The sequence below is a fragment of the Mycobacterium sp. 94-17 genome, assembly GCF_035617725.1.
In the GTDB taxonomy this organism is placed as follows: Bacteria; Actinomycetota; Actinomycetes; order Mycobacteriales; family Mycobacteriaceae; genus Mycobacterium.
In genome coordinates this window covers 75,278-99,081 of the sequence record NZ_JAPIYN010000020.1, presented here as the reverse complement: position 1 = coordinate 99,081, position 23,804 = coordinate 75,278, and the positions used below count along the sequence as shown (strand labels likewise).

24 protein-coding genes and 1 pseudogene are annotated in these 23,804 nt (G+C 68.2%); 16 read left to right on the top strand and 9 right to left on the bottom strand.

Annotation, left to right across the window (positions count from 1 at the left end):
- The first annotated feature begins 119 nt into the window (after window positions 1-119).
- Complete coding sequence (locus OQ789_RS20700) at window positions 120-1,388, top strand: cytochrome P450 (RefSeq protein WP_324688011.1); 1,269 nt, start codon at window positions 120-122, stop codon at window positions 1,386-1,388.
- 7 nt (window positions 1,389-1,395) lie between these two features.
- Here the strand turns inward: OQ789_RS20700 and OQ789_RS20695 are convergent, their stop codons facing one another.
- Window positions 1,396-2,730 carry an adenylate/guanylate cyclase domain-containing protein gene (locus OQ789_RS20695; RefSeq protein ID WP_324688010.1) on the bottom strand — a complete coding sequence of 445 codons (1,335 nt, stop codon included), beginning with the start codon at window positions 2,728-2,730 and terminating at the stop codon, window positions 1,396-1,398.
- Window positions 2,731-2,784: 54 nt separating this feature from the next.
- Window positions 2,785-3,390 carry a TetR/AcrR family transcriptional regulator gene (locus tag OQ789_RS20690; RefSeq protein ID WP_324688009.1) on the bottom strand — a complete coding sequence of 202 codons (606 nt, stop codon included), beginning with the start codon at window positions 3,388-3,390 and terminating at the stop codon, window positions 2,785-2,787.
- Window positions 3,391-3,453: 63 nt separating this feature from the next.
- Between OQ789_RS20690 and OQ789_RS20685 the strand changes: the two genes are divergently transcribed.
- Window positions 3,454-3,882: a DUF1707 domain-containing protein gene (locus OQ789_RS20685; protein ID WP_324688007.1), complete on the top strand. Its 429-nt coding sequence runs from the start codon at window positions 3,454-3,456 to the stop codon at window positions 3,880-3,882.
- A gap of 45 nt (window positions 3,883-3,927) precedes the next feature.
- On the top strand, window positions 3,928-4,461 hold the full coding sequence (locus OQ789_RS20680; protein ID WP_324688006.1) for an IS1096 element passenger TnpR family protein: 534 nt from the start codon (window positions 3,928-3,930) through the stop codon (window positions 4,459-4,461).
- Window positions 4,462-4,687: 226 nt separating this feature from the next.
- Here the strand turns inward: OQ789_RS20680 and OQ789_RS20675 are convergent, their stop codons facing one another.
- The gene (locus OQ789_RS20675) at window positions 4,688-6,142 is read right to left on the bottom strand and encodes a serine/threonine-protein kinase (protein WP_324688005.1); all 1,455 of its coding nucleotides are present in this window, start codon (window positions 6,140-6,142) and stop codon (window positions 4,688-4,690) included.
- A gap of 242 nt (window positions 6,143-6,384) precedes the next feature.
- On the opposite strand from OQ789_RS20675, the gene OQ789_RS20670 reads away from it, so the two are divergent.
- A complete protein-coding gene (locus OQ789_RS20670; RefSeq protein WP_324688004.1) occupies window positions 6,385-7,767 on the top strand; it encodes an FAD-binding oxidoreductase in 1,383 nt (460 codons plus the stop codon).
- A 9-nt stretch (window positions 7,768-7,776) separates the two neighbouring features.
- Here OQ789_RS20670 and OQ789_RS20665 read toward each other — a convergent pair whose 3' ends face one another.
- A complete protein-coding gene (locus OQ789_RS20665) occupies window positions 7,777-8,178 on the bottom strand; it encodes a nitroreductase family deazaflavin-dependent oxidoreductase (RefSeq protein WP_324688003.1) in 402 nt (133 codons plus the stop codon).
- 88 nt (window positions 8,179-8,266) lie between these two features.
- Here OQ789_RS20665 and OQ789_RS20660 point away from each other — a divergent pair, with 88 nt between their 5' ends.
- The gene (locus tag OQ789_RS20660) at window positions 8,267-8,851 is read left to right on the top strand and encodes a TetR family transcriptional regulator (RefSeq protein ID WP_324688002.1); all 585 of its coding nucleotides are present in this window, start codon (window positions 8,267-8,269) and stop codon (window positions 8,849-8,851) included.
- Between the two features lie 175 nt (window positions 8,852-9,026).
- On the opposite strand, the gene OQ789_RS20655 is transcribed toward OQ789_RS20660, so the two are convergent.
- Window positions 9,027-9,665, bottom strand: coding sequence for a TIGR03085 family metal-binding protein (locus OQ789_RS20655; RefSeq protein WP_324688001.1), 639 nt, complete (start codon window positions 9,663-9,665; stop codon window positions 9,027-9,029).
- 113 nt (window positions 9,666-9,778) lie between these two features.
- Between OQ789_RS20655 and OQ789_RS20650 the strand changes: the two genes are divergently transcribed.
- From OQ789_RS20650 to OQ789_RS20640, 3 genes are all read left to right on the top strand, one after another.
- Window positions 9,779-10,471 (top strand): alpha/beta hydrolase, encoded by a 693-nt coding sequence (locus OQ789_RS20650; RefSeq protein ID WP_324687999.1) that lies wholly within the window; start codon window positions 9,779-9,781, stop codon window positions 10,469-10,471.
- Between the two features lie 268 nt (window positions 10,472-10,739).
- Window positions 10,740-12,407 carry a nitrite/sulfite reductase gene (locus OQ789_RS20645; RefSeq protein WP_324687998.1) on the top strand — a complete coding sequence of 556 codons (1,668 nt, stop codon included), beginning with the start codon at window positions 10,740-10,742 and terminating at the stop codon, window positions 12,405-12,407.
- 7 nt (window positions 12,408-12,414) lie between these two features.
- Window positions 12,415-13,131 (top strand): sirohydrochlorin chelatase, encoded by a 717-nt coding sequence (locus OQ789_RS20640; RefSeq protein WP_324687996.1) that lies wholly within the window; start codon window positions 12,415-12,417, stop codon window positions 13,129-13,131.
- Here OQ789_RS20640 and OQ789_RS20635 read toward each other — a convergent pair.
- A complete protein-coding gene (locus tag OQ789_RS20635) occupies window positions 13,128-14,075 on the bottom strand; it encodes a LysR family transcriptional regulator (protein WP_324687995.1) in 948 nt (315 codons plus the stop codon). The genes OQ789_RS20640 and OQ789_RS20635 overlap by 4 nt on opposite strands.
- 212 nt (window positions 14,076-14,287) lie before the next feature.
- On the opposite strand from OQ789_RS20635, the gene fdxA reads away from it, so the two are divergent.
- Window positions 14,288-14,614 carry a ferredoxin gene (gene fdxA / locus OQ789_RS20630; RefSeq protein ID WP_324687994.1) on the top strand — a complete coding sequence of 109 codons (327 nt, stop codon included), beginning with the start codon at window positions 14,288-14,290 and terminating at the stop codon, window positions 14,612-14,614.
- Between the two features lie 6 nt (window positions 14,615-14,620).
- Here fdxA and OQ789_RS20625 read toward each other — a convergent pair whose 3' ends face one another.
- Window positions 14,621-14,977, bottom strand: coding sequence for a type II toxin-antitoxin system HicB family antitoxin (locus OQ789_RS20625; protein WP_324687993.1), 357 nt, complete (start codon window positions 14,975-14,977; stop codon window positions 14,621-14,623).
- A 265-nt stretch (window positions 14,978-15,242) separates the two neighbouring features.
- On the opposite strand from OQ789_RS20625, the gene OQ789_RS20620 reads away from it, so the two are divergent.
- Window positions 15,243-16,535 carry an alpha/beta hydrolase gene (locus OQ789_RS20620; RefSeq protein WP_324687992.1) on the top strand — a complete coding sequence of 431 codons (1,293 nt, stop codon included), beginning with the start codon at window positions 15,243-15,245 and terminating at the stop codon, window positions 16,533-16,535.
- Window positions 16,536-16,543: 8 nt separating this feature from the next.
- Here OQ789_RS20620 and OQ789_RS20615 read toward each other — a convergent pair whose 3' ends face one another.
- Window positions 16,544-16,978: a protease inhibitor I42 family protein gene (locus OQ789_RS20615; protein WP_324687990.1), complete on the bottom strand. Its 435-nt coding sequence runs from the start codon at window positions 16,976-16,978 to the stop codon at window positions 16,544-16,546.
- 89 nt (window positions 16,979-17,067) lie between these two features.
- Window positions 17,068-17,232 carry a hypothetical protein gene (locus OQ789_RS20610; RefSeq protein WP_324687989.1) on the bottom strand — a complete coding sequence of 55 codons (165 nt, stop codon included), beginning with the start codon at window positions 17,230-17,232 and terminating at the stop codon, window positions 17,068-17,070.
- Here OQ789_RS20610 and OQ789_RS20605 point away from each other — a divergent pair.
- From OQ789_RS20605 to OQ789_RS20580, 6 genes and pseudogenes are all read left to right on the top strand, one after another.
- A pseudogene (locus OQ789_RS20605) lies at window positions 17,208-17,457 on the top strand (alpha/beta hydrolase); the annotation flags it as partial. The gene OQ789_RS20610 and the pseudogene OQ789_RS20605 overlap by 25 nt on opposite strands.
- A 45-nt stretch (window positions 17,458-17,502) precedes the next feature.
- Complete coding sequence (locus OQ789_RS20600; protein WP_324687988.1) at window positions 17,503-19,110, top strand: Na+/H+ antiporter; 1,608 nt, start codon at window positions 17,503-17,505, stop codon at window positions 19,108-19,110.
- 33 nt (window positions 19,111-19,143) lie between these two features.
- Window positions 19,144-20,310 (top strand): AAA family ATPase, encoded by a 1,167-nt coding sequence (locus OQ789_RS20595; protein WP_324687987.1) that lies wholly within the window; start codon window positions 19,144-19,146, stop codon window positions 20,308-20,310.
- A 110-nt stretch (window positions 20,311-20,420) separates the two neighbouring features.
- A complete protein-coding gene (locus OQ789_RS20590) occupies window positions 20,421-21,053 on the top strand; it encodes a TetR/AcrR family transcriptional regulator (protein WP_324687986.1) in 633 nt (210 codons plus the stop codon).
- Complete coding sequence (locus OQ789_RS20585) at window positions 21,046-22,569, top strand: FAD-dependent monooxygenase (RefSeq protein WP_324687984.1); 1,524 nt, start codon at window positions 21,046-21,048, stop codon at window positions 22,567-22,569. The genes OQ789_RS20590 and OQ789_RS20585 overlap by 8 nt, the downstream gene beginning before the upstream one ends.
- Before the next feature lie 89 nt (window positions 22,570-22,658).
- Entirely contained in the window at window positions 22,659-23,801 is a 1,143-nt protein-coding gene (locus OQ789_RS20580; protein ID WP_324687983.1) for a glycosyltransferase, read from the top strand.
- Window positions 23,802-23,804: the final 3 nt, after the last annotated feature.

Below are 23,804 nucleotides of genomic sequence, written 5' to 3'. Positions count from 1 at the left end.
CCTGACAACCTTCGATGACGCTTCACCACGCAGCCCAAACGCGTAATAATGTAAAGATAACGTAATAGGCGGCTACCCCCGCCACACCAGCAGGTCCCCGTCCGTTGGAGAGCTTTTCGATGGTCACCCGCCCGAAGGTCCACCGCGACGCCATCGTCGATTTCGACCACCACTCCGACGCGTTCAACCTCAACGAGCTGGCCGTCAATGCCGAACTGCGGCAACGATGTCCGGTCGCGTGGAACGAGAACTACGGCGGGTTCTGGTTCCTCAGCAGCTATGACGCCGTCAGCCACACGGCCCGAGACGGCGACACGTTCGCCCACAAATACGAACCCGACGCGCCAGACGGCGTGAACTACCAGGGCGAGATGGGCGTCCCGCGCCCCGACGGCCAGCCGGCCCTGGGCATCGGCGAGGTCGACGGCCCCTACCACCAAGCCCTACGCCACGCGCTGGCCCCGTTCTTCTCCCCCGGCGCCGTCGAGAAACTCAAGCCGTTCATGGAGCAGTCCGCCCACTGGTTCCTCGACCAAAAAATCGCCGACGGACAGATGGACCTCGTCCTCGACTACGCCAGCCCGGTCCCGGCCATCCTCACCATGAAGCTGATGGGCCTGCCCTACGACAACTGGCACCTGTACGCCAACCTCTTTCACTCCGTCATGGCCGTCCCGCAAGACAGCGACGAGTACGCCGACGCCATCGCCAAAGTGCCCGCCATGATGCAAGAAGTTCTCGAGTTCGCGGCCGCACGGAAAGCCGACGCGCGCGACGACCTCACCAGCTTCCTCCTGCAATTCGAATTCGACGGCCACCGCCTCACCGACGAGCAGCTGCTCAACATCCTGTGGAACCTCATCGGCGGCGGCGTCGACACCACCACTTCACAGACCGCGCTCACGCTCAAGCACCTGGGCACCCACCCCGACATCCGACAGCAACTCATCGACCACCCCGAGCTCTACCGCACCGCCACCGACGAATTCCTGCGCTACTTCTCGGTCAACCAAACCCTCAGTCGCACAGTCACTCACGACGTCGTCCTCGGCGGTCAATGCTTACGAAAAAACGACCGCGTCGTCATCAGCTGGCTCTCGGCCAACCACGACGAACACGAATTCGACCGGCCCGACGAGATCATCCTCGACCGCGCCCCCAACCGCCACGTCGCCTTCGGGCTGGGACCGCACCGATGTATCGGATCGCACCTGGCGCGGCTGATGTCGGCGGTGATGGTCAAGGCCGTCCTGGACCGCATCCCCGACTACCAGGTCGACGTCGACAACGTCCACCAATACCTCGGCAACCCGAGCATGACCGGGCTCGGCAATCTCCCGGTCACGTTCACTCCGGGAACCGGCCGGGACACGTCACCACCGTGGTGACCCACCCTCAACGCACGGCAAAGACCGGCCAGCGGCCCCGCACACCCCTGAGCGCGTGACTCCCGCGGTCGTCGAAGGAGATCCGCGACCCGAGGACCAGTGGCGGAATCACGCCCGACACCAGCACTTCGCCCGGCCCGGCGAGCGCCATGATGCGCGCGGCGATATGGACCGCGATGCCATGCACGTCGTGGCCAATCATCTCCACCTCGCCGGCATGCAGCCCCGCGCGGATGTTGAGCCCGAAGTCTCGCACCGCATCGCGAATTGCGCACGCGCAGTTGATCGCCCGCGCCGGCCCGTCGAACGTCGCGAGCGCGCCGTCACCGGTGAACTTGATGACGTCGCCCCGCGCCCCGGCCACGTGCTTCTCCACGACCTGGTTGTGCGCGTCGAGGGCGGCGGTCCACGCCTCGTCACCGAGCGCCTCGGCGCGTTCGGTCGATCCGACGATGTCGGTGAACAACACGGTCGAGAGCACCCGGCTGGTCGGCGTGGCCTTACGCGAACCGGCGACGAACGATTCGATCTCGTCGAGCACCTGGTCGCAGTCGCCGGCGAACCAGACGTTGTCGCTGCCGTCGAGCTCCAGCAACCGGGCGTGTGGAATCCGTTCGGCGACGTAGCGGGGGTGCCCGCCCGTCACGTGGCGGTCATCGCGGCGATGTAGCACAAGTGTCGGCGCCTGGATGCTGCCGAGTACGGGCCGAATATCGGTGCGCAGGAACAGATTAAAGATGGCCTTGAAGTATCCGGGTCCGCCGGCCAGGCGCTCGCCGCGGGTAAACCAGCGCTGCTTGCCGGCATCGCCGGTCCAACTGGGGGCCAGGAGATCCGCGACACCACCGGTGCCGACGGTGTCACCGAAGGAATCGACATAGCGGGAGAACGCCGGTTCGGGCATCCCCTGTGGATAGTCGTCGGCGCGGAGAAACCGCGCATAGGGGCTGAAGAGCACCAGCGAGCGGACGCGTTGTGGATGGGTTGCCGCCAGCAGCATCACCGGAAGCGCCGACTCCGACATCCCGAAGACCGACGCGCATTCGCTGCCGACGGCATCGAGCACCGCGACAAGTCCGTCCGTCCACGCCTGCATCGCCGGGAGGTTGTGGATCGGTACGGCATCCGAACTTCCCATCCCGAGCAGGTCGGTCATGATCAGGCGGCTGAACGACGCCAGGTGGCGCAGGTGGCCGGCGACGGTCGGCTCGTCCCACAGCAAGTCAATCGGGAACGTGGCGGACGGGACGAAGAGCAGGTCGGTTCCGTTGTCAGAGCCCAGTTGATAAGCGAGGTGGACATCGCCATCTCGCGCATAGACCGTTTGGGGGACGGCCGCCATGGTAGAAGCATGCCACCTCGCCCCGGCTCCGTGCGCTGCAACCGCAGCGATCGCTCAAAGCGATTGTGCCACAACGCCCGTCACGAGTTCATCCGGATCCTGGGCGATGCCGACGGCCCGGAGGTGACCGCCGATGGCCAGCGATGCGATGCCGTGCACCAGCGACCACAACGGCCCGGCGATCTCGCGCGGATCCCGACCCGCGACCATCCCCGCCTCCTGGCACTGGACGATCGCGTCCAGCAGGTCACCGAACGCCTGCCCGCCGGCCTCCGCCACGCCCGGCTTCTCGGTCTTCAGCGTCTCCGCGCCGAACATCACCTGGTAGTGATCGGGATGGGCGACGGCCCACCGCACATAGGCGCGGCCGAGCTCCATCACCCGCTCCCGGGGATCCGCCACCCGATCGGCGGCCGCGGCCAGGTCGGCGTGCAGCTCGCGAAATCCCTGTTCGGCGACGGCGGCCAGCAGCTCGGCCTTATCGGCGAAGTGCCGGTACGGGGCCGCGGCGCTGACCCCGGCGCGACGCGCTGCCTCGGTGAGGGTGAATCCTTTCGGCCCCTTCTCCGCGACCAGTGACAGCGCGGCGCTGGTCAGCGCGCGCTTGAGATCGCCGTGGTGATAGCTCTGCCGCTTTGCGGGCGCCCGCCGGACCGCCATGTTGACGAGATTAACATTCCCGTCTATGTTAAAGCTATTCACATCGGCGATCCGGGAGACGACATGGCGAATCTGCTCGACACCTCATCCACGCTCGCCGGCGACCGTGACCGGGAGAAGACGGCCGACCTGCTCGGCCGGGCGCTCGCGCAGGGCTACCTGCAGATCGACGAGTACGACCGACGGCTGCAAACGGTGTTCCAGACCCACACCGCCCAGGAACTGCGCGACCTGCTGGCCGGCCTGCCTCTGGACCGCATCCGGCGTCACGATCCCCGCCGGCGTGCGGCCCGCGTCGCCGCGGCGCGTCGCGGGGTGCGCGCGCACCTGGCCGCGTACCTCGCCATGGTCGTCATCGTGCTCACCGTCTGGGCGGCCGTAGCGTTGACCACCGACGCCACTTACTTCTGGCCGATCTGGCCCATCCTCGGCGCGGGCATCGGGCTCGTCAGCCACGCAGTGTCGATACCACGCGTCAGGCAAAGTCGTTGATGTCCCCTTGCGTACCAACGGAGTTCGGCGGCACTATGGCTAGTCATGGCGCGGACATGGTTGTCGATCAGAGTCGATCTCATCAGCGGTCGCGGCGAGAACTATTGGCCGCGGCCGGGCCGGGTCTTCGCCGCGAGCCGGACTCACCGGTTCAGTCAGCTCGCTGAGGGGATCGACACCGCCTTCGCCCGCTGGGACCGGTCGCATCTCTGCGAGTTCGAGCTTGGCGACGGCCGGGTGATCGGCCAACCCGAGTCCGACGACTTCGACATGGACATCCTCGATGGCGGCACAACAAAACTCTCGGCGCTGTCCCTCGGTGAGCAGTTCGTCTACGAGTTCGATCTCGGCGACGGCTGGACACATTTGTGCACGGTGGAACCGGAAAAGATCGACCCGGCAGACGAATTGGGCATCGTGCCGAAATTACCGCTTCCGTATTGGGGGTGGGGTGACATTCCCGACCAGTATGGCCGCCGGTGGGCCGACGATGACGGCGAAGGCGAGGCGCCGCCCGATCCCGGACTGGGCGATTTGCCGCCCCTGCGGCCGAATTGGGGATCCGCACACTTGCTCTAGGCCGCGGACTTCGGGCTATCGCCCGCTATCCATTCATCAGTCAGCCACGCACGCGGCGCCCGACGAATGAGTGACTTTCGAACGCGCTATCACATGCGCTAGCACGTTCAGGAGTTGCATAATGGTCGGAATCCCATTACTCATGTGACCTGTGAGGCCTATGTGAACTGGAACGGCCTCCAGCACTACTCCGCCCTAGCGCCCAAAACCCCTGCGCCCGTAGAGTTTACGACGCGGTGGCGAACTGCAGCACCGGCTCCGACGAATCGACGTGCCCGTAGCTGATGATCCGCAGCCGGTAGGGACGCACCTCGTAGACCACGCCGTCGACCGGGTTGGTGACGTCGAAGCCGTCCTCAGCCCGCTCGGCATTGGACAGCTCGATGTGAGCGCCGTCGCGAATCCGCTCGCCGCGGTAATAGTAAGTGCCGCTGAGGTTTTGGCACACCACCGCCAGCGACTTCGCGGTGCGCACCACCGCGGCAGGCGGATTGCCCGGGTCGCACCGCGCCGTCTCGCCCACGAACCCCAACCCGTCGGCGCCTTTCACCGGACGCGACAGTGTCGGCGTCAGCGGTGGCGGCGGGCTCATCGAGGCCGGGGGTGCCGCCGCCTGTAACGTCCGCGACGGCGGCGACGCGTTGTGATGAGTGCCGCCAACCAGATTCACCGACAGCACCAACCCGGCGACCAGCATCGCCACCGCCACCGCGGTCACCACCAGCGGCGTGCGGCCGACCGCCGGCCAACGCCACGTACGCCGGGGCTCGACATCCTCGAGTTCCGCGAGCGGGGCGGTCGGCAGCGGGCGCGTCGGGGGCGGAGGGGCACTGCGGCCGGCGCCGACGGAAACCGGTTCGTACGCCGCGAATACCGCCTCGCTGGCGGCGCGGGCGAGTTCACCCGCGGACCCGAATCGCGCCGCACCCTGTTTGGCCATGCCGCGGGTGATGATGTCGTCGTACTCCCGCCCGACGCCGCGGCGCATGATGCTGGGCCGCGGCGCCGGCGCCAGCAGGTGCCCGCGCTTCAGCTCCCCCGCGTCCTCACTCTCGAACGGCGCCGCACCGGTAAGGCACTCGTAGAGCACGCACGTCAGCGAGTAGATGTCGGTCTGCGGCCCGATGCGTCCGGTGGTGAATCGCTCGGGCGCCATGTAGGTTCGCGACAGTTTGTCATCGCCGGCGGCTTCGGCGACGCCGAAGTCGGCCAGGTAGGTGAAATGGTCGTGGGTGAGCAGGATGTTCTCGGGTTTGACGTCGAGGTGCACCAGCCCGGCGGCGTGGGCGGCGTCCAGGGCGCGCGCCACCTGCGCGGTGATCGACGCCGCGCGCGACGGTTCCAGCCCACCCTGCTCGCGCAGCAGATCCTTGAGGCTGCCCCCATCGTCCACAAGATGCATGTCGATGAAGGGCACCCCGTCGATCTCGCCGAAGTCGTGCAGCGGCAGGACATGGGGCTCCTGCAGTCGCGTCACCTTGCGGCATTCGCGCCAAAGACGTTGCTGGAAGCCGGGGTCCGCGGCCGTCTCGCCACGTAACAGCTTGAGCGCGACCATCCGGTCCTTAACCGTGTCGTAGGCCCGGTAGACCTCGCCCATACCCCCGGCGCCGATCAGTGATCGCAGCTCGTACGGCCCGAACCGGGTACCGAGCCGCGAACCGCGGGACGAGGAGGTCAATTGAGCGAATCCTTTCTCAAACGCAGTCCAACCGAGGCGGGTTCCCGAATCGGGCATCGACATAACGTGGGAAGCCTCACGCGTGTCGCTACTCCGAGACGCCGCCGAAGGCCGCTAATGTGTGCCGACTCCCACTCGCATCGCCCAATGGCGCCGGCCTGCGCGAAAGTGCGCCAGCCCCCCACCCTAGCGGCAGCGTCGATACAGTGAGCTGTCCGGCACGCAAGAAGGTGAGGCCTTCGATGACCGACATGGCGGCGCGGTTCGCGGAAATCGTCGGCGAGCACCACCTGCTGACCGGCGACGCCATCCCCGAGGACTACGCGCACGACGAGGTGCTCACCAAGCCGCCAGAAAAACCGGCATACCTGGCCAGGCCGGCGACCCCGGAAGAGGTCGCGCACCTGCTCGAGGTGGCGACTCAACACCGGGTGCCGGTGACGGCCCGCGGCTCCGGCACCGGCCTGTCGGGCGCGGCGATCCCCCGCGCCGACGGGCTGCTCATCACCTTCGAGCGCATGAACGCCGTGCTGGAGGTCGACGTCACCAATCAGGTCGCCGTCGTCCAGCCCGGGGTGACGCTCACCGAACTCGACGCGGCCACCGCCGGCACCGGGCTGCGATACATGGTGCACCCGGGCGAGCTGTCGTCGAGCGTCGGCGGCAACGTCGGCACCAACGCCGGCGGCATGCGCGCGGTCAAGTACGGCATCGCACGACACAACGTGCTCGGGCTGCAGGCGGCGCTGCCCACCGGCGAATTGATCCGCACCGGCGGCAAGATCGCCAAGGTCTCCACCGGCTACGACCTGACCCAGCTCATCGTCGGCTCCGAAGGCACGCTGGCCTTGGCCACCGAGGTGACGGTCAAGCTGCATCCGCGCCTCGACCACAGCGCGACCGTGCTCGCCCCGTTCGCCGACTTCGATCAGGTGATGGCGGCGGTGCCCAGGATCCTCGCCAGCGGCGTGGCGCCCTACATCCTGGAGTACGTCGACAACGTGACGATGGCCGCGTTGGTCTACACCCAGCACCTGGAGTTGGGCGTTCCCGATGCCGTCCGCGACAGCTGTCAGGCCTATCTCGTTGTGGCGCTTGAGAATCGGACCGCGGACCGGTTGGACGAGGACGTCGAGAAGGCCGGTGAACTGCTCGCCGAGCTCGGCGCGGTGGACGCCTACGTGCTCGAGGGCGGCTCGGCGCGCAAGCTCATCGAGGCGCGCGAGAAGGCGTTCTGGACGCTCAAGGCACTCAACGCCGACGACCTGATCGACACCGTGGTGCCGCGCGGCGCCATGCCGAAGTTCCTTTCCGGGGCGCGCGGTCTGGCCGCGGCGGCCGGGGGTGCCGCGGCGGGCTGCGGGCACGCCGGGGACGGCAATGTGCACCTGGCCATCTTCTGCCAGGACGCGGCGATCCGGAAGCAGCTGCTGACCGACATCTTCGCGTTGGCAATGGAATTGGGCGGTGCGATCTCCGGCGAGCACGGCCTCGGCCGCGCCAAGGCCCCGTATTTCGTCGAACTCGAGGACCCGGTCAAGGTCGACCTGATGCGGCGCATCAAGGCGAGCTTCGACCCGGCGGGCATCCTCAACCCCGATGTGGTGTTCGCCTCGGCGCCTTGAGCGGTTACCCTAACGCGCCGTTGCCAATTCGCTCACAATGTCGAGCCGCAGGAACTCCGGCGCCTTGATCACCCTGCGCAGCATGAACCGGATGAATGCCGGCATGCCGGTCGCGCCGTCGTCGTGGAACACGACCGGGGCGCCGAGCTGGTAACGCCGTCGCCGGGTCTGCAGTTCGCAGCCCCCCGCCGCGAGAACGTTGCGCACCCAATCCGTTTCGGGTCCGTACGTCAGTGCGATCACAAATCCGTCGGGGCGGCGGAAGACCCACAGCGGGGTGCGGAAGGTGCGCCCCGATTTGCGCCCACGATGGACGACGATGCCCCACCCCGGCGCCCAGGGGGCAATGAACTTGGTGAACCGATTGAGGCCGATCTTGTTGGCTTGTGCTAGCCATCGCGGTGCCGGCATTTCTGCTTAACTCCTCACTCGGGGAATTTTATGTACCCAGGCTAATGCTCGGATATCCGGAAGTCAACGACTGTAGAATTTCTGGACTGTGCCCCCCATTGGACGACGCCCGGGTAACCCCGACACCCGCAACGACATCGTGGCCACCGCTCGGCGGCTGTTCGCCGACTCGGGATACGACAAGACGTCGGTCCGCGACATCGCCGCAGGCGCCGGCGTCGACCCGGCGTTGATCCGGCACTATTTCGGCAGCAAGGCCGAGCTGTTCCGGTCCACGATGGGATGGCCGTTCGACCCGGCCGAGATCAGTGCGCGCATCGCCGGCGGCGATCGCGAGCACATCGGCGCGCGCCTGACACGGGTCTTCTTCGCGGCATGGGAGCAGCCGGACTCGCGCGCTTCGCTGCTGGCGATCCTGCGGGGTGCCGCCACCCACGATGAGTCGGCGGCCTTGGTGCGTCAGTTCATTCAGGGCCAGCTGTATCCGCAGTTGGCCAAGCTGCTCGTGGGCCCGGACGCGGAGCTGCGCATCGATTTGGCCATGGGCCAGCTCCTGGGCATCGCCTACCTGCGCCATGTCCTGCAGGTCGAGCCGATCGCGTCCGCTCCGGTGGACGAACTCATTGTGCGGGTCACGCCCATCGTCACTGCGCATCTCACGGCGCAGGGTTAGACAGGGCGCGTCGCGACCGGGCATCGTCGACTCGTAAGTCGTTGCCGCCGAGAGCGTTAGGCGAAGCGCCCGCCTCAGAGCGACAGCGCGCCGTCGCGCCGCGAGTTGTCGCGCAGAGGCGGGCAAAACGTCTATTGCCTCGCGCCTCATCTCGAGATGCCCGCGACGGTATTCGTTACATGCCGAAGCGCGTGCGATGCAGCGCCGCCACGGCGTCCGGCGGCGCGCTCACGTCGACCCGCGCGGCGGCCTGCCGCCCGAACAGATACAGCAGCAGCTCCCCCGGCGGGCCACCGAGCAGAACGGTCGGGGCACCCGGCCGAATCGTCACCCGCTCGTGGGCCCACGCCACCTCGAGTCCACATCCGCGCAGCCGGCGGCTCAGAAACCGGCCGCCGCGACGCACGTTGCGCCACAACGCCGCATCCATGTCGGGGGACAAGTTCCGCGGCCCACCCCCATTCGCCCTGCGGACGTCCTCATGATGCACGAAGAACTCGTTCAGATTCGCCATGTCGCGAACCCAGGCGATGCGGAAGAACCCGACCGGCGGCCCGGACCGGATGCGTGCGACCAACCACGAAAAGTCCTTGCGCCGGGCCAGTCTGGCCCGGCGCCCTTCCGCGAAGCGTTGGACGCGGCCGGGCAGCACCAGGCACGGACCGGCAACGACATCGCGTTCCCGCAACACGAGATGGGCGGCGAGATCGTGCGCGGTCCACCCGTCGAGCAGGGTGGGCGCGGCAGAGCCGAGTTCGTCGAAGAGATCGCAGAGCGCAAGGCGCTCGCGTGCGTCGAGTGAAACATCGGTCATCCCGCCGCAGTCTACGACTGAATCTCATCACTCCCGGCTGAAAATTGACCCAGGGCCGACAGCATGCCACCATACTGGGTTATGCGTCCCATTTCAGATTCCGGCGCCGAATCGTGAGTGCACCCACCGTGGTTCTGGTCCACGGCGCCTGGGCCGACGGGTCCAGCTGGAGTCGCGTCATCACCGCGCTGCACCACGCGGGCGTCCAAGCCGTCGCCGCACCGATCCCCCTCACCACGCTCGACGACGACGTCGACGCTGTCCGAAGGACCATCGAACGAACCGAGGGACCCGTCGTGCTGGCCGGTCATGCGTACGCCGGCGGCGTGATCGGCGCGACCAGCCACGAGCGCATCCAGGCCCTGGTCTATGTGGCCGCGTTGGCTCCCGACGAGGGCGAGACTGTCGCCGACGTGTTCTACCGCAATCCTCCGCACCCCCGGGCGCCGGAACTGAAGCCCGACAACGCAGGGTGGATCTGGTTGCCGAACAACGCTTTTCCCGATGCGTTCGCGCAGCACGCCGCCGCCGAGGAACACGCCCTGCTGGCCGCGGTGCAGCGGCCCATCGCTGCACCGTGCATTCAACAGCCCGTCCCCAGACCCGGCTGGCGCGACCTACCCAGCTGGTACCTCGTCGCCGAGGAAGACCGGATGATCAACCCGGATACCCAGCGGTTCATGGCCGAGCGCATGAACGCCACCGTCCACACCCATCGGGTCGACCACGCGCCACTGATCACCCGGCCGCACCTGGTGACCGAAATCCTCGCCGAAGCGCTTCGGACGGTCGGCGCGGCCCAGTGACCATCGGCAGATCACAGGCGTTCCCGCAGCTGTGGCCGCCCGCGCGTGAAGCAGCGCACACAACCGCCGGTTGTGCCTTCACAACACATGACCTCTACTGACGCCCGCGTAACCGGGGCACTATGGAACTCGCGACCCGTGGGTCCGACGACGAACTTACGGGCGCCCCCAAGCCCCAAACATCATCGCGACGCCGCGGCGCGCCAGCCCGCCCCGCGGCCGCATCACGGCCCGATCTGCGGCCGCCAGCGAGGAATGAGAACGCCACATGACCACCGCACGTCCCGCCAAGACCCGCAACGACGGTCAGTGGGCGCTGGGCGATCGCGAACCGCTCAACCACGCCGAGCAGTTCAAGAACGACGACGCCCCGCTGAACGTACGCGACCGCATTATCAACGTCTATGCCAAACAGGGCTTCGACAGCATCGCCAAGGACGACCTGCGTGGGCGGTTCCGCTGGATGGGCCTGTACACCCAGCGTGAGCAGGGCTACGACGGCAGCTGGACCGGCGACGAGAACACCGACAAGATCGAAGCCAAGTACTTCATGATGCGGGTCCGCTCCGACGGCAAGGCGATGACCGCGCACACCATGCGCACCCTGGGCCAGATCTCCACCGAGTTCGCCCGCGACACCGCCGACATCAGCGACCGGGAGAACCTGCAACTGCACTGGGTCCGCATCGAGGACGTCCCCGAGATCTGGCGGCGGCTCGATTCGGTCGGTCTGCAGACCACCGAGGCCTGCGGCGACTGCCCCCGCGGCATCCACGGTTCGCCGCTGGCCGGCGACTCGCTCGACGAAATTCTCGACCCCTCCCCCGCGATCGACGAGATCGTGCGGCGCTCGCTGAACAACCCCGAGTACGCCAACCTGCCGCGCAAGTACAAGACCGCGATCTCGGGCCTGCAAGACGTCTCGCACGAGACGCATGACGTCGCGTTCGTCGGCGTGAACCACCCCGAGCACGGCCCCGGCCTGGATCTGTGGGTGGGCGGCGGCCTGTCGACCAACCCGATGCTGGCCCAGCGGCTGGGCGCCTGGGTGCCGCTGGACGAGGTCGCCGACGTCTGGGAGGGCGTCACCCAGCTGTTCCGCGACTACGGCTACCGCCGGCTGCGCGCCAAGGCCCGGCTGAAATTCCTGGTCAAGGACTGGGGTGTGGACAAATTCCGCGAGGTTCTCGAGACCGAGTACCTGAACCGCCGCCTGATCGATGGACCGGCGCCCGCGCCGGTCAAGCACACCATCGACCACGTGGGGGTGCAGCGAATCAAGAACGGCCTCAACGCCGTCGGCGTCGCGCCGATCGTGGGGCGGGTTTCGGGCAGCACCCTGTCGGCGGTGGCCGATCTGATGGAGAAGGCCGGCTCCGACCGGGCGCGGTGGACCCCGTTCCAGAAGCTCGTCATCCTCGACGTCGCCGACGACAAGGTCGACGCACTGGTCGCGGGACTGGACGCGCTGGGCCTGCCGTCGGGGCCGTCGTCGTGGCGCAAGAACACGATGGCCTGCACGGGAATCGAGTACTGCAAGCTGTCCTTCGCCGAAACCCGGGTTCGGGCACAGACTTTGGTGCCCGAGCTGGAGCAGCGCCTGGCCGACGTCGATTCCAGGCTCACCCTGCCGATCAGCGTGCATCTCAACGGATGCCCGAACTCGTGCGCCCGAATCCAGGTGGCCGACATCGGGTTCAAGGGCCAATGGATCGACGACGGCGAAGGCAATTCGGTCGAAGGTTTCCAGGTGCACCTCGGCGGCGGTCTGGGCGAACAGAGCGGCTTCGGCCGAAAACTGCGCCAGCACAAGGTCACCAGCGCCGAACTGGGCGACTACATCGACCGGGTGACGCGCAAATACCTCGACGGCCGCCAGGACGACGAGACGTTCGCCGCCTGGGCGCTGCGCGCCGACGAGGACGAGTTGCGCTGAGGCCGAGATGAATACACTCGTACTCACCGCACACGGCAGCCGCGACCACCGGTCGGGCGCCAACGCGCGGACCGTGGCCGACCGGCTGGCGCTGATGCGGCCCGGCCTCGACGTGCGGCTGGCGTTCCTCGAGCTGAACACCCCGACTTTCGCCGACGCGCTGGCCGGGTTGCCGAACAGCCGTCGCGCCGTGGTCGCCCCGCTGCTGCTGGCCAGCGCCTATCACGCGCGCCTCGACATCCCCAAACAGATCGCGGAGGCCGGCGCCCACGGCATCAGGCAGGCTGACGTGCTCGGCGAAGACGACCGGCTGGTGTCGGTGCTGCGCGAACGGCTCGTCGAGGTCGGCGTGTCCCCGCTCGACGGCGAACTCGGGGTGATGGTGGTCGCGATCGGTTCGTCGAACCTCGCCGCCAATGCCCGCACCGCCAAGGTGGCCGGCCGGCTGGCCGCCGGTACCCAATGGGCCGGGGCCGCAACCGCGTTCGCCACCCGGCCCGAGGCATCCGTGGCCCACGCCGCCGACAGGCTACGCGCCCGCGGCGCGCGGCGGCTCGTGATCGCGCCTTGGTTCTTGGCGCCGGGCCTCATCACCGATGGGGTATCAAACTTCGCCCGCGACAACGGCATTCCGATGGCGGCACCGCTGGGGGCGCACCGGCTGGTCGCCGAGACCGTGCTGGATCGCTACGACGAGGCGCTCGCCCAGCACGCGGCGGCCTAGCTTTTCCCAGCCGCCGTGCTGATGATGTGGCTGAGCAAGTCGCGGATGGCTCCGGCCGGCGGGGTGCGTCCGCCGATCCAGATGGCCCGAAACTTGCGACGCAGGTCCAACTTCGGGATGTGCACGGCGTGCAGCCGGCCGAACGCCAAGTCGTCGGCGACGGCCAGCCGGCTCATGGTCGCCGGGCCCGCACCCGCGAGCACCGCGGCCCGCATCGCCGCCGCGGAAGTCAACTCCAGCACGGGTGGCGCCTGTTCCATGCCCTCGCCGAGCACCTTGCGCAATGCCACCGTCAGCGAATCGCGGATGCCCGAATGCAGTTCGCGGGCCACCATCGGCGTCTGTGCGAGTTCGCGGGCGGTCACCACCCGGCCGCGTCGCGCCCACTTGTGATTGGGCGGGACCACGATTACCAGCTCGTCCTCCCCCACCACACAGCTACCCAAACCCTTTGGTGTGCCTGGGTTTTCGACGAACCCGAGGTCGGCACTGCCATCGCGGACCGAGGCGATGGCGTGGTCGCTGTTGGTCGCCGTCAGGATCACCTGGGGCGCGGTCTCGCCTCGCCGCGCCGCCTCGGCCTGCAGGGACAGCAGCCAGTGCGGCATGAGTTGCTCGGAGATCGTCTGGCTGGCCGCCACCCGGATGCGTTCGCGGCCTTCCTTACGCAACGAGCCCAGGCCCGCGTCGACCTCTCCGGCCACCTCGAGCAGGCGGGTCGCCCACTCCGCGACGATCAGGCCCGCGGGCGTCAGTTGGGAGCCGCGCGTGGTCCGGACCGCCAGGGTAACGCCGATCTGGGCCTCCATGGTGGCGAGGCGGCGGGATATCGCCTGCTGGGTCAGCCCCAGCTCGCGCGCGGCGCGGCCCAGGCTCCCGGTCTCGGCGATCGCCAAAAACGCCTCGAACGAGGCGAGTTCGGGCAGCCGGGGGCTGAGGGGCATGGGCGGCAGCTCACAATCAAATCGTGTGACACAACTATAGCTTGTGACACCACAACGCCACAGCCGCTACCCAGGCCCCGCGCGGCCCGCGACGATGGGACTTGGTACCCGGTAGCTGGCCCGGGCGCCGCCGCGCTAAATTGGCCAGCCAGACCGTATTTTGACGACCCGCACCCGGCAGACCCCGCTAGCCAGAAGGAAGGACAACACTCGTGGCCTACGTGATCGCCGAGCCCTGTGTCGACATCAAAGACAAGGCATGCATCGAGGAATGCCCCGTCGACTGCATCTACGAGGGCGCCCGGATGCTCTACATCCACCCCGACGAGTGCGTCGACTGCGGTGCCTGCGAGCCGGTGTGCCCGGTCGAGTCGATCTTCTACGAAGACGACCTGCCCACCGAGCACAGCCAATACCTACAGATCAACGCCGATTTCTTCACCGAACTCGGCTCGCCCGGCGGCGCGTCGAAGGTCGGGCTGACCGAGAACGACCCCGCCCCGGTCAAGGAGCTGGAGAGCCGGGCAGAGGCGTCGTAGCCGTCACTAGTCCCATCCGGACAGCCCGAACGTCTCGCTCGGGTGTCGTCCCGAAAGCTTGTACACCACCCACTGGTTCATCGAGACCCCCTGTTCGGCTGCTTCGATCGCGAGGCGGCTGTGCAACTCCGGGGACGTCCTGATCACGATCGTGCCGCTGTAGCGGCGGTCGGCCATCGGCGTCGGCGGTGTTTCGCCGTCGTTCAGCAAGATTTGGATGTGCCTGTCGACGGCCGTCTCGACCGCCTCGACGGCCTCTTGCGAGGTAGCCGCTTCTCGCCGCATAAACGGCAATTCGAGGCAGGTGCCGACGTATTGGCCGTGATACGGCGACCACGCGACGCGATAGGTGTAGTGGTTCACGCCGGGTTGGTAGCACGGACGCTAGCGCTTTCGCGAGTCACCTATCCCCAGCGGAGAGGGGCGGACGGCCGCGGGGCGGGGTCGGCGGACGGTCGCCAGGGCCGGCGGACGGTCGCCGGGGGCGGGGGCCAGGAGCCGGGGACGGGGCCGGGAGCCGGGGACGCTCTCCGCAGCCCGCCTCCTCTCCGGACCAATGTGATCGCCCCAAACGCGATAGCGCATGCGCTATCAAACGAGCCATCGACCGGTTTCGTAAGGTGAGGCAATGCGGACTGCTCGAATCATCCACGTCATCCGGCAAATAGCCTCCCTGGCGGTCACCGTCGTGACCGCGGCGGCCACCCTCAACGCCTACCGGCCGGTCGCGCGCCGCGGATTCCCGTCGCTGTACTCGTGGATGTTCGGGCTCGCCGTCTCCGAACTGCCGCTGCAAACGCTGCTGACCCAGCTCGGCGGGCTGGCGCTGACCGGCCGTCGCCTGACCCCGCCCGTGCGGATCATCGCGTGGGTGGTCGCCACCCTCTCGACGCTGGGCCTGGTGAACCTCAGCCGCGCGGGCCACCGGGCCAACGTCCCTCTGACCGAAGCGCTGGACGGCGAACTGGGCACCGATCGGCTCACCGATTCGGCAAGCCTGTGGCGCCGGCCGGCGGGCGCCGGCACCGCCAAGACCCCGGGGCTGCTGCGGATGCTGCGCATCTACCGCGACTACGCCCACGACTCCGACATCAGCTATGGCGAATACGGCAGCGCCAACCACCTCGACATCTGGCGCCGTCCCGATCTTGACCCGGCCGGCAAGGCGCCGGTGCTCTTCCAGATCCCCGGCGGCGCCTGGACGACGGGAAACAAACGCGGACAAGCCCATCCGTTGATGAGCCACCTCGCCGAGCTCGGCTGGGTCTGCGTGGCGATCAACTACCGGCACAGCCCGCGCAACACCTGGCCGGACCACATCGTCGACGTCAAGCGCGCCCTCGCCTGGGTCAAAGAACATATCGCCGAATACGGCGGCGACCCCGACTTCGTCGCCATCACCGGCGGCTCGGCCGGCGGCCACCTGTCCTCGCTGGCCGCTCTGACGCCGAACGACCCGCAGTTTCAGCCCGGCTTCGAGGACGCCGACACCCGGGTGCAGGCGGCGGTGCCCTTCTACGGCATCTACGACTTCACCCGGTTCGACAAGACACTGCATCCGATGATGCCGGGACTGCTGATCAAGTCGATCATCAAACAAAAGCCCTCGACGCACCGGCAGACCTTCGAGGCCGCCTCACCGGTCAACCATGTGCGCCCCGACGCTCCCCCGTTCTTCGTCCTGCACGGCACCAACGACTCGCTGGCCTACGTCGAGCAGGCGCGCACCTTCGTCGAGCGCCTTCGGCAGACCAGCACCCAGCCGGTGGTGTACGCCGAATTGCCGTTCACCCAACACGCTTTCGACATCTTCGGCTCGGTCCGCGCCGCCCACAGCGCGGTGGCCGTCGAGCAATTCCTCGCCGAGATCTACGCGGCCCAGCTGCAGGAAGACGTCGTCGCGGCCCCCGAGGTGTCCTGACGCCGCGCCTATCGCACCGTCACGGTCAGCGTGTAGGTGCAGGCCGGCTTGGCGTCCTTGTCCACGAAGCTGGTGTAGGACGTGCTGACGGTGGTCGTGCCCGGTCTGAGCGCGGTGAACGTCCACACCTCGGTGCCCGGCGCCCCCAACGCGTCGGAGGCCGGCTGCTCGAACGCGTGGCTGAGCTGCTTGAGGACGGACGCGTCACCCACCTTGGTGTCCGGCGTCCACCGGTAGGGAGTGGTGTAGTTCGACCCCAACTCCACGAGCAAGGTGTTGCCGACGGAGAGGGTGGCGTCCTGGGTGATCTCGCTCTGCGTCAGCACATCTTTCATGGGGACGTGGAGCGTTTTGGTCGACGGCGGGTTCCTGGACGCGAAATGACAGCCCACCACCGTCGACAACATCAAAGCGGCGACTGTCACCAGTAGCCTGAACTTCACCGGATCCCCCTTCGATTCCGTCCCGGAGCCTAGTAGGTCTCGATCCAGACCGAAGATAGGCGCCGCCACACCCGGATGCTCGCACGCCCTTACTCGACCGCGGTGGTGTCGGCTCGGCCGGAGTCCGGCGCGGCAGCCGCCTCGAGGCTCCAGCTGGCGAGGATCTTCAGCGCCTGCTCGGACGGCGAATTCGGTTCGATCTGGGTGTAGCGGGCAGGGCAACGGCGCCGGGTTCCATCTGTCCGAGCAGTCACCGCTCGAACACGTCTCGGCCGTCACCGTGCCCACGCTGGTCGCCCAGGTGCACGACGACACCATGACGCGGCCCCAGGACTGTGCAGGACATCGACGACGCGATCCCCGTCGCCGAGAAGCGGCTGCACTGGATCGAGGGCACCGACCGCCGCTTCGACGGCTACAACTTCTTCGGTGTGCACCCCGAGATCCCGATCGAGTGGTTCGACAAGCACGTGGGCTGACCACCGCGGTCCGCGCACGACGGGCGGGTCCGGCAGGATGGGCAGGTGTTTGGCCTCGTTCTGATCGTTGCCCTGGTGTCCACCGTGATCCTGGGGACGGTCGTCGGCCGGCGCTACCGGGTGGGCCCGCCGGTCCTGCTGATCCTGCTGGGCGTGCTGCTGGGCCTGGTGCCCCACTTCGGCCAGATACAGGTCAACGGCGAGGTGGTGTTGCTGCTGTTCCTGCCCGCGATCCTGTACTGGGAGGGCCTGAACACCAGCTTCCGCGAGATGCGGGCCAACGCGCGCATCATCGTGTTCCTCAGCGTGGTCTTGGTGATCGCCACCGCGGTGGCGGTGTCGTGGACGGCACGGGCGCTCGGCATGAACCCGCACGCGGCGGGCGTCCTGGGTGCGGTGCTGTCCCCCACCGACGCCGCGGCGGTGGCCGGTCTGGCCAAGAAGCTGCCGCGCCGGTCGCTGACCGTGCTCAAGGCCGAGAGTCTGATCAACGACGGCACCGCCCTGGTCTTGTTCGCCGTGAGCGTCCACGTCGCGATCGGCGGCGCCTCGATCAGCCCGCCCGAAGTGACCGCGCGGTTCATCGGCTCCTACCTCGGCGGGATCGCCGCGGGGCTGCTGGTCGGTGGCGCGGTGACGTTGCTGCGCAAGCGAATCGACGCGCCCCAGGAGGAAGGGGCGCTGAGCCTGGTGACGCCGTTCGCGGCCTTCCTGCTCGCGCAGTCGATGGAGTGCAGTGGGGTGGTCGCGGTGGTGGTCGCTGCCCTGGTGCTCGCCTACGCCGGGCCGGTGGTGATCCGGGCCCGTTCCCGGCTCCAGTCTTCGGCGTTCTGGGACATCGCCACCTTCCTGCTCAACGGCTCGCTGTGGGTGTTCGTCGGCGTGCAGATCCCGGGCGCGCTGCGCGGCATCGCCGGCGTCGACGGCGGCATTCGCCATGCGCTGTTCGTCGCCCTGGTGGTCACCGCGGTGGTGATCGCGTCGCGCATCTTCTGGGGCGAGATCACCACCGTGCTGATCCGGCTCATCGACCGCCGCCAGGTCCAACGCGAACGCCGGGTCAGCTGGCGCCAGCGTTTCGTCACCGTCTGGGCGGGATTCCGCGGGGCCGTGTCACTCGCCGCGGCGCTGGCCATCCCGATGACGACGCTCAACGGTGCGCCGTTCCCGGACCGCAGCCTGCTGATCTTCATCGTGACCGTGGTGATCATGGTGACCGTCCTGGTCCAGGGCAGCACGCTGCCGGCGGTGGTGCGCTGGGCGAAAATGCCCGAGGACGCCACCCACGCCGAGGAACTGCAGCTGGCCCGCTGCCGGGGGAGCCAGGCGGCCCTGGCCGCCCTGCCGGCGGTCGCCGACGAAGTCGGCATCAGCGATGAATTGAGGCGCCGCCTGCAAACGGAGTACGACGAGAAGGCCGCGCTGGTGCTGGCCACCGAGAACGGTTCGGCGGACACCCGCATCCTCAAAACCCGCGAGAAAGTGCGCCAGGTGCGGCTCGGCGTGCTCGAACACAAACGCAGCGAAATCACCTCGCTGCGCAACCAGAACCTCATCGACGACATCGTGCTGCGCGAACTGCAGAACGAGATGGATCTCGAGGAAGTGCAACTGCTCGCCGCCGCGATCGACGACGGCGACGAGCAGGAGTAGGGCCCGTCGGTGGCCGACCGTACAGTCGGCCCCATGCTGCACACCGTCGCGATCCGTGGGTATCGCTCGCTGCGCGAGGTGATCCTGCCCCTGGGTCGTCTGTCGGTGATCACCGGCGCCAACGGCGCCGGCAAGTCCTCGCTGTATCGGGCCCTGCGACTGCTGGCCGACTGTGGCCGCGGCGAGGTGATCGGCTCGCTTGCCCGCGAGGGTGGGCTGCAATCGGCGCTATGGGCGGGCCCCGAACAGCCGCCCGGCGCTCGACGCACCGGCAAGGCCGAGGGCACCGTGCACAGCAGGCCGGTGTCACTTGAACTAGGCTTCACCGCAGACGATTTCGGTTACCTGGTGGATCTCGGCATCCCGCAGTCGGCCGGGAAATCGGTGTTCGCTCGCGATCCGGAGATCAAACGGGAAGTCGTGTTCGCCGGCCCCGTGCTGCGGCCAAGTTCGACCCTGGTACGCCGGTCACGCGCGTTCGCCGAGGCCACCGCGGACTCCGGCGTCGGCTTCGACGAGTTGTCCCGATCCCTGCCGTCGTACCACAGCATGCTGGCCGAATACGCGCACCCCCATGCACTTCCCGAGCTCACCGCCGTGCGAGAACGGCTGCGCGGCTGGCGGTTCTACGACGGCTTCCGGGTCGACGCCGGGGCACCGGCGCGGCACCCGCAGGTAGGCACCCGCACACCGGTGCTCTCCGACGACGGCAGCGACCTGGCGGCCGCGATCCAGACGATCCTGGAGGCAGGGTTCGACGACCTGAACCGCGCCGTCGCCGAGGCCTTCGACGGTGCCTCGGTATCGGTGGCCATCAGTGACGGGCTATTCGACCTGCAGCTGCGACAGCGCGGCATGCTGCGCGCGTTACGTGGGGCCGAATTATCCGACGGCACACTGCGTTTCCTGCTGTGGGCCGCTGCGCTGTTGAGTCCACAACCACCGTCTCTCATGGTGCTTAACGAGCCCGAGACCTCGCTGCATCCGGATCTGGTGGCTCCGCTGGCATCGCTGATCCGCACCACCGCCGCGAAAACGCAGGTGGTGGTGGTCACTCACTCCCGATCGCTCATGGAGTTTCTGGACACGGTTCCGCTGAGCGAAGGCTCCGACAGCGCGATCGAAATCCAGCTGTACAAGGACTGGGGCGAAACCCGCATCAGCGGCCAGACTTTGATGACGACGCCCCGGTGGGATTGAGGCTCGCGCTAGGCGTTCCGCGGCATTCATCACCTCAGCGCCGCGTGCGACCCAAACTTGCTCCCCAGGCAATATTGCCTACTAGGCAGGTTTTGAGTACGTTGGTCGCTGTGACCGGACTCCGTGAGCGCAAGAAGGCCGACACCCGGCGCGCGCTCAGCGATGCCGCACTGCGCCTCGCCTTCGAGCGCGGACTGGACAACGTGACACGCGAGGACGTCGCGAACATGGCGGGCGTCTCGCTGCGCACCTTCAACAACTACTTCAGCGGCAAATACGAGGCGCTCGCCTACCGGCAGGCCGAACGGTTGCGGCGCAGCGTTGCCACGCTGCGCCGGCGCCCCGCAGACGAACCGCTGTGGACGGCACTCACCCACGCTGTGCTGGAACCCCTGGAAGCAGACTTCGGCGACGTCCAGGGCGACGAGAACCGTGCGCCGAGCCGTCAGGAACTGGTCGAGGTCCGCAAACTCCTCCTGCACCCTCAGGTGCGGAACTCGCTGCCGCACACGCTGTTTGACGAGTTTTTGCACGTCATCGCCCAACGCACGGGCACCGACGCCGACCGCGACCTGTACCCACGCCTGGTGATGTCCGTCGTGCGCGCCGTGGGCGATGCCGCCGCCGACGCCTACGTGCGGGCTGATCCGCCGGTGGCCATCACCGCACTGATCCGCGAGGGCCTCGCCGCCGTCAGCGCCGGCCTACCCGAACCTCCCAGAAAGAAGCCGCGCCATGACTGACGAACATGCCGGCGTGGTGATCGCCGGCGCGGGGCCCAACGGGCTGCTGCTGGCATGCGAGCTGGCACTCGCCGGCATCACACCGGTGGTCCTCGACGCCCTGCCCGGCCCCAGCTCCGAGCCGAAGGCCAACGGCCTTGTCGGGCAGGTGGTTCGGATGCTCGACATGCGCGGGCTTTATCAGGACTTCACCGGCGACGAGGCGGCCCCGCAACCCACCCCGGGATGGATTTTTGCGGCCATGATCCTGGACCTGTCGAAAGTGCCCGACAACCCGATGTACGTGCTGCCCATCCAACAACCCCGGCTGGTACGGCTGCTGGAGAAACGGGCCCGCGACCTCGGGGTTGATCTGCGCTGGGGGCATGCGCTGACCGGCCTGCGACAGGGCGCGGAATCCGTTGAGCTGCAGGTGTCGTCACCGGAGCGCGACTATACCGTCGACGCCGGTTACCTGGTCGGCGCCGACGGCGGGCGAAGTCTGGTCCGCAAGTCGTCGGGCATCGACTTCCCCGGCAACACCCTGGATATGGTGGGCCGCCTCGGCCACGTGCACGTTCCCGACGAACTCCGTCGCCCCGACGGCGGCATCGACATTCCCGAATTCGGCCCGATCACGTTCGGCCACAACCGGTTCGACCGCGGCGGGGTGATCTACGCCGAGTTCGAACCCGGCCGGTCGCTGTTCGGCACCTTGGAATTCACGCCGCCCGTGGCGGAAACCCCGATGAGCGTGGCCGAACTGCTCGAGAGCGCACGGCGGGTGCTCGGCGTCGAGGTTCCGTTCGAGGAGCCGAAAGACCAAGGGCCGCATGCCCTTCGTCGGATCAACGGGCAGAACACCCGCCTCGCGGAACGCTACCGTGACCGCCGGGTCCTGCTGCTCGGCGACGCCGCCCACGTGCACAGCGCCATGGGCGGGCCCGGGCTGAACCTGGGCATGCAGGACACCATGAACCTCGGCTGGAAGCTCGCCGCCGAGGTCAACGGCTGCGCGGCGCCGGGACTGCTCGATACGTATGAGTCGGAGCGCCGCCCAGTCGGCGAGCGCGTCATGATGCATTCGCAGGCCCAGAGCGCGCTGATCTCGCCGGGTCCGGAAGTCGCGGCCCTGCGCACGCTGATGGGCGAGCTGTTCACCGTTCCCGGCGTCGCGACGCACATGGCGAGGCTGCTGGCCGGCAACGACGTTCGCTACGACATGGGTGATGACCACCCGCTGGCCGGGTGGCCGGTTCCCGACCTGACGCTCGGTGACGGCCGACGCATCGCCCAACTCCTCCACGAGGGCCGCCCGGTGCTGCTCGACCTCGACGGAGGCTTCGCGGAGCGCGCGCGCGGCTGGGCCGATCGTGTCGCCACCGTCGGCGCCACCATCGCCGACCGGCCCGCCGCGGCGCTGCTGATCCGGCCCGACGGCTATGTGGCCTGGGCAGCCGACGATTTCGGCCCGGCCCAGGAGGCGGGCCTGCGCGCGGCGCTGCAGCGCTGGTGCGGGCCGATCGCGGCCCGATAGCGGCGGCCGGAAGCGAAGTTCACGGAGAGTTCAGGCCCGCGTCGGTTCGGCATTGTGGAGTGCACACGCGCGCCGCGTGTCCTCACGGTATGCGCGTTGTACAGGTCGCCAATTTCTATGGCCCTCGCTCTGGCGGCCTTCGCACCGCGATCGACCGGCTGGGCGCGGAGTATTGTGCCGCCGGCCACGAGGTGTACCTGATCGTCCCCGGCCGCCGCGCCGAGAGCGCCCAGCTGTATACCGGCGTGGTGCGAATCACCTTGCCGGCCCGCCTGATTCCGCTCACCGGCGGTTATCGCGCGGTGATGCCGGGCCCGGTCAAGGAACTCCTGGCCGCGCTGCGACCCGACGCGCTGGAGGTGTCGGACCGCCTCACCCTGCGATCGTTGGGCCGCTGGGGCCGCGACCACGGAGCCACGAACGTGATGATCTCCCATGAACGCCTGGATCGCCTTGTCGGACAGATCCTTCCGCGACGGGTTGCGCGGCGCTTCGCCGACGCGGCCAACCTGCGCACCGCCGCGAACTATGACACCGTCGTGTGCACCACCGGTTTCGCGCGCGAGGAATTCGACCGGATCGGCGCCGGCAACACCGTCACGGTTCCGCTCGGCGTGGACCTGCAGACGTTTCATCCAGGCCGCCACTCCCCTCTGGTGCGCGGTCAGTGGGCCGCGCCGACGCAGACGCTGCTGGTGCACTGCGGCCGGTTGTCGGTGGAAAAGCGTGTCGACCGCAGCGTCGACACGCTGGGCACGCTGTGCCACGCCGGTGTCGACGCGCGACTGGTCGTCGTGGGCGAGGGGCCGTTGCGGTCCAGACTGCAGCGACAGGCCGCGCGGCTGCCGATCGACTTCACCGGTTTCATCTCCGATCGCAACACCGTGGCCGCGCTCCTGGCGTCGGCCGACGTGACACTGGCGCCCGGGCCGCACGAAACGTTCGGGCTGGCCGCGCTGGAGTCGCTGGCGTGCGGTACGCCGGCCGTGGTCTCCCGCACCTCGGCGCTGACCGAGATCATCACGCCGGACAGCGGCGCGGCGGCCGACAACGACCCGGCCGCCATCGCAAAAGCCGTGCGCGCCATCGTCAGTCGGCCCGAGCGCGAGCGCCGCATTTCCGCGCGACGCCGGGCCGAGGACTTCACCTGGCACCGCGCCGCGACCGGCATGCTGGCGACGCTGGGGGCACAGGCGGTCGACGACCCGAGCGACTCCGAGCAGACCGCCTAACGG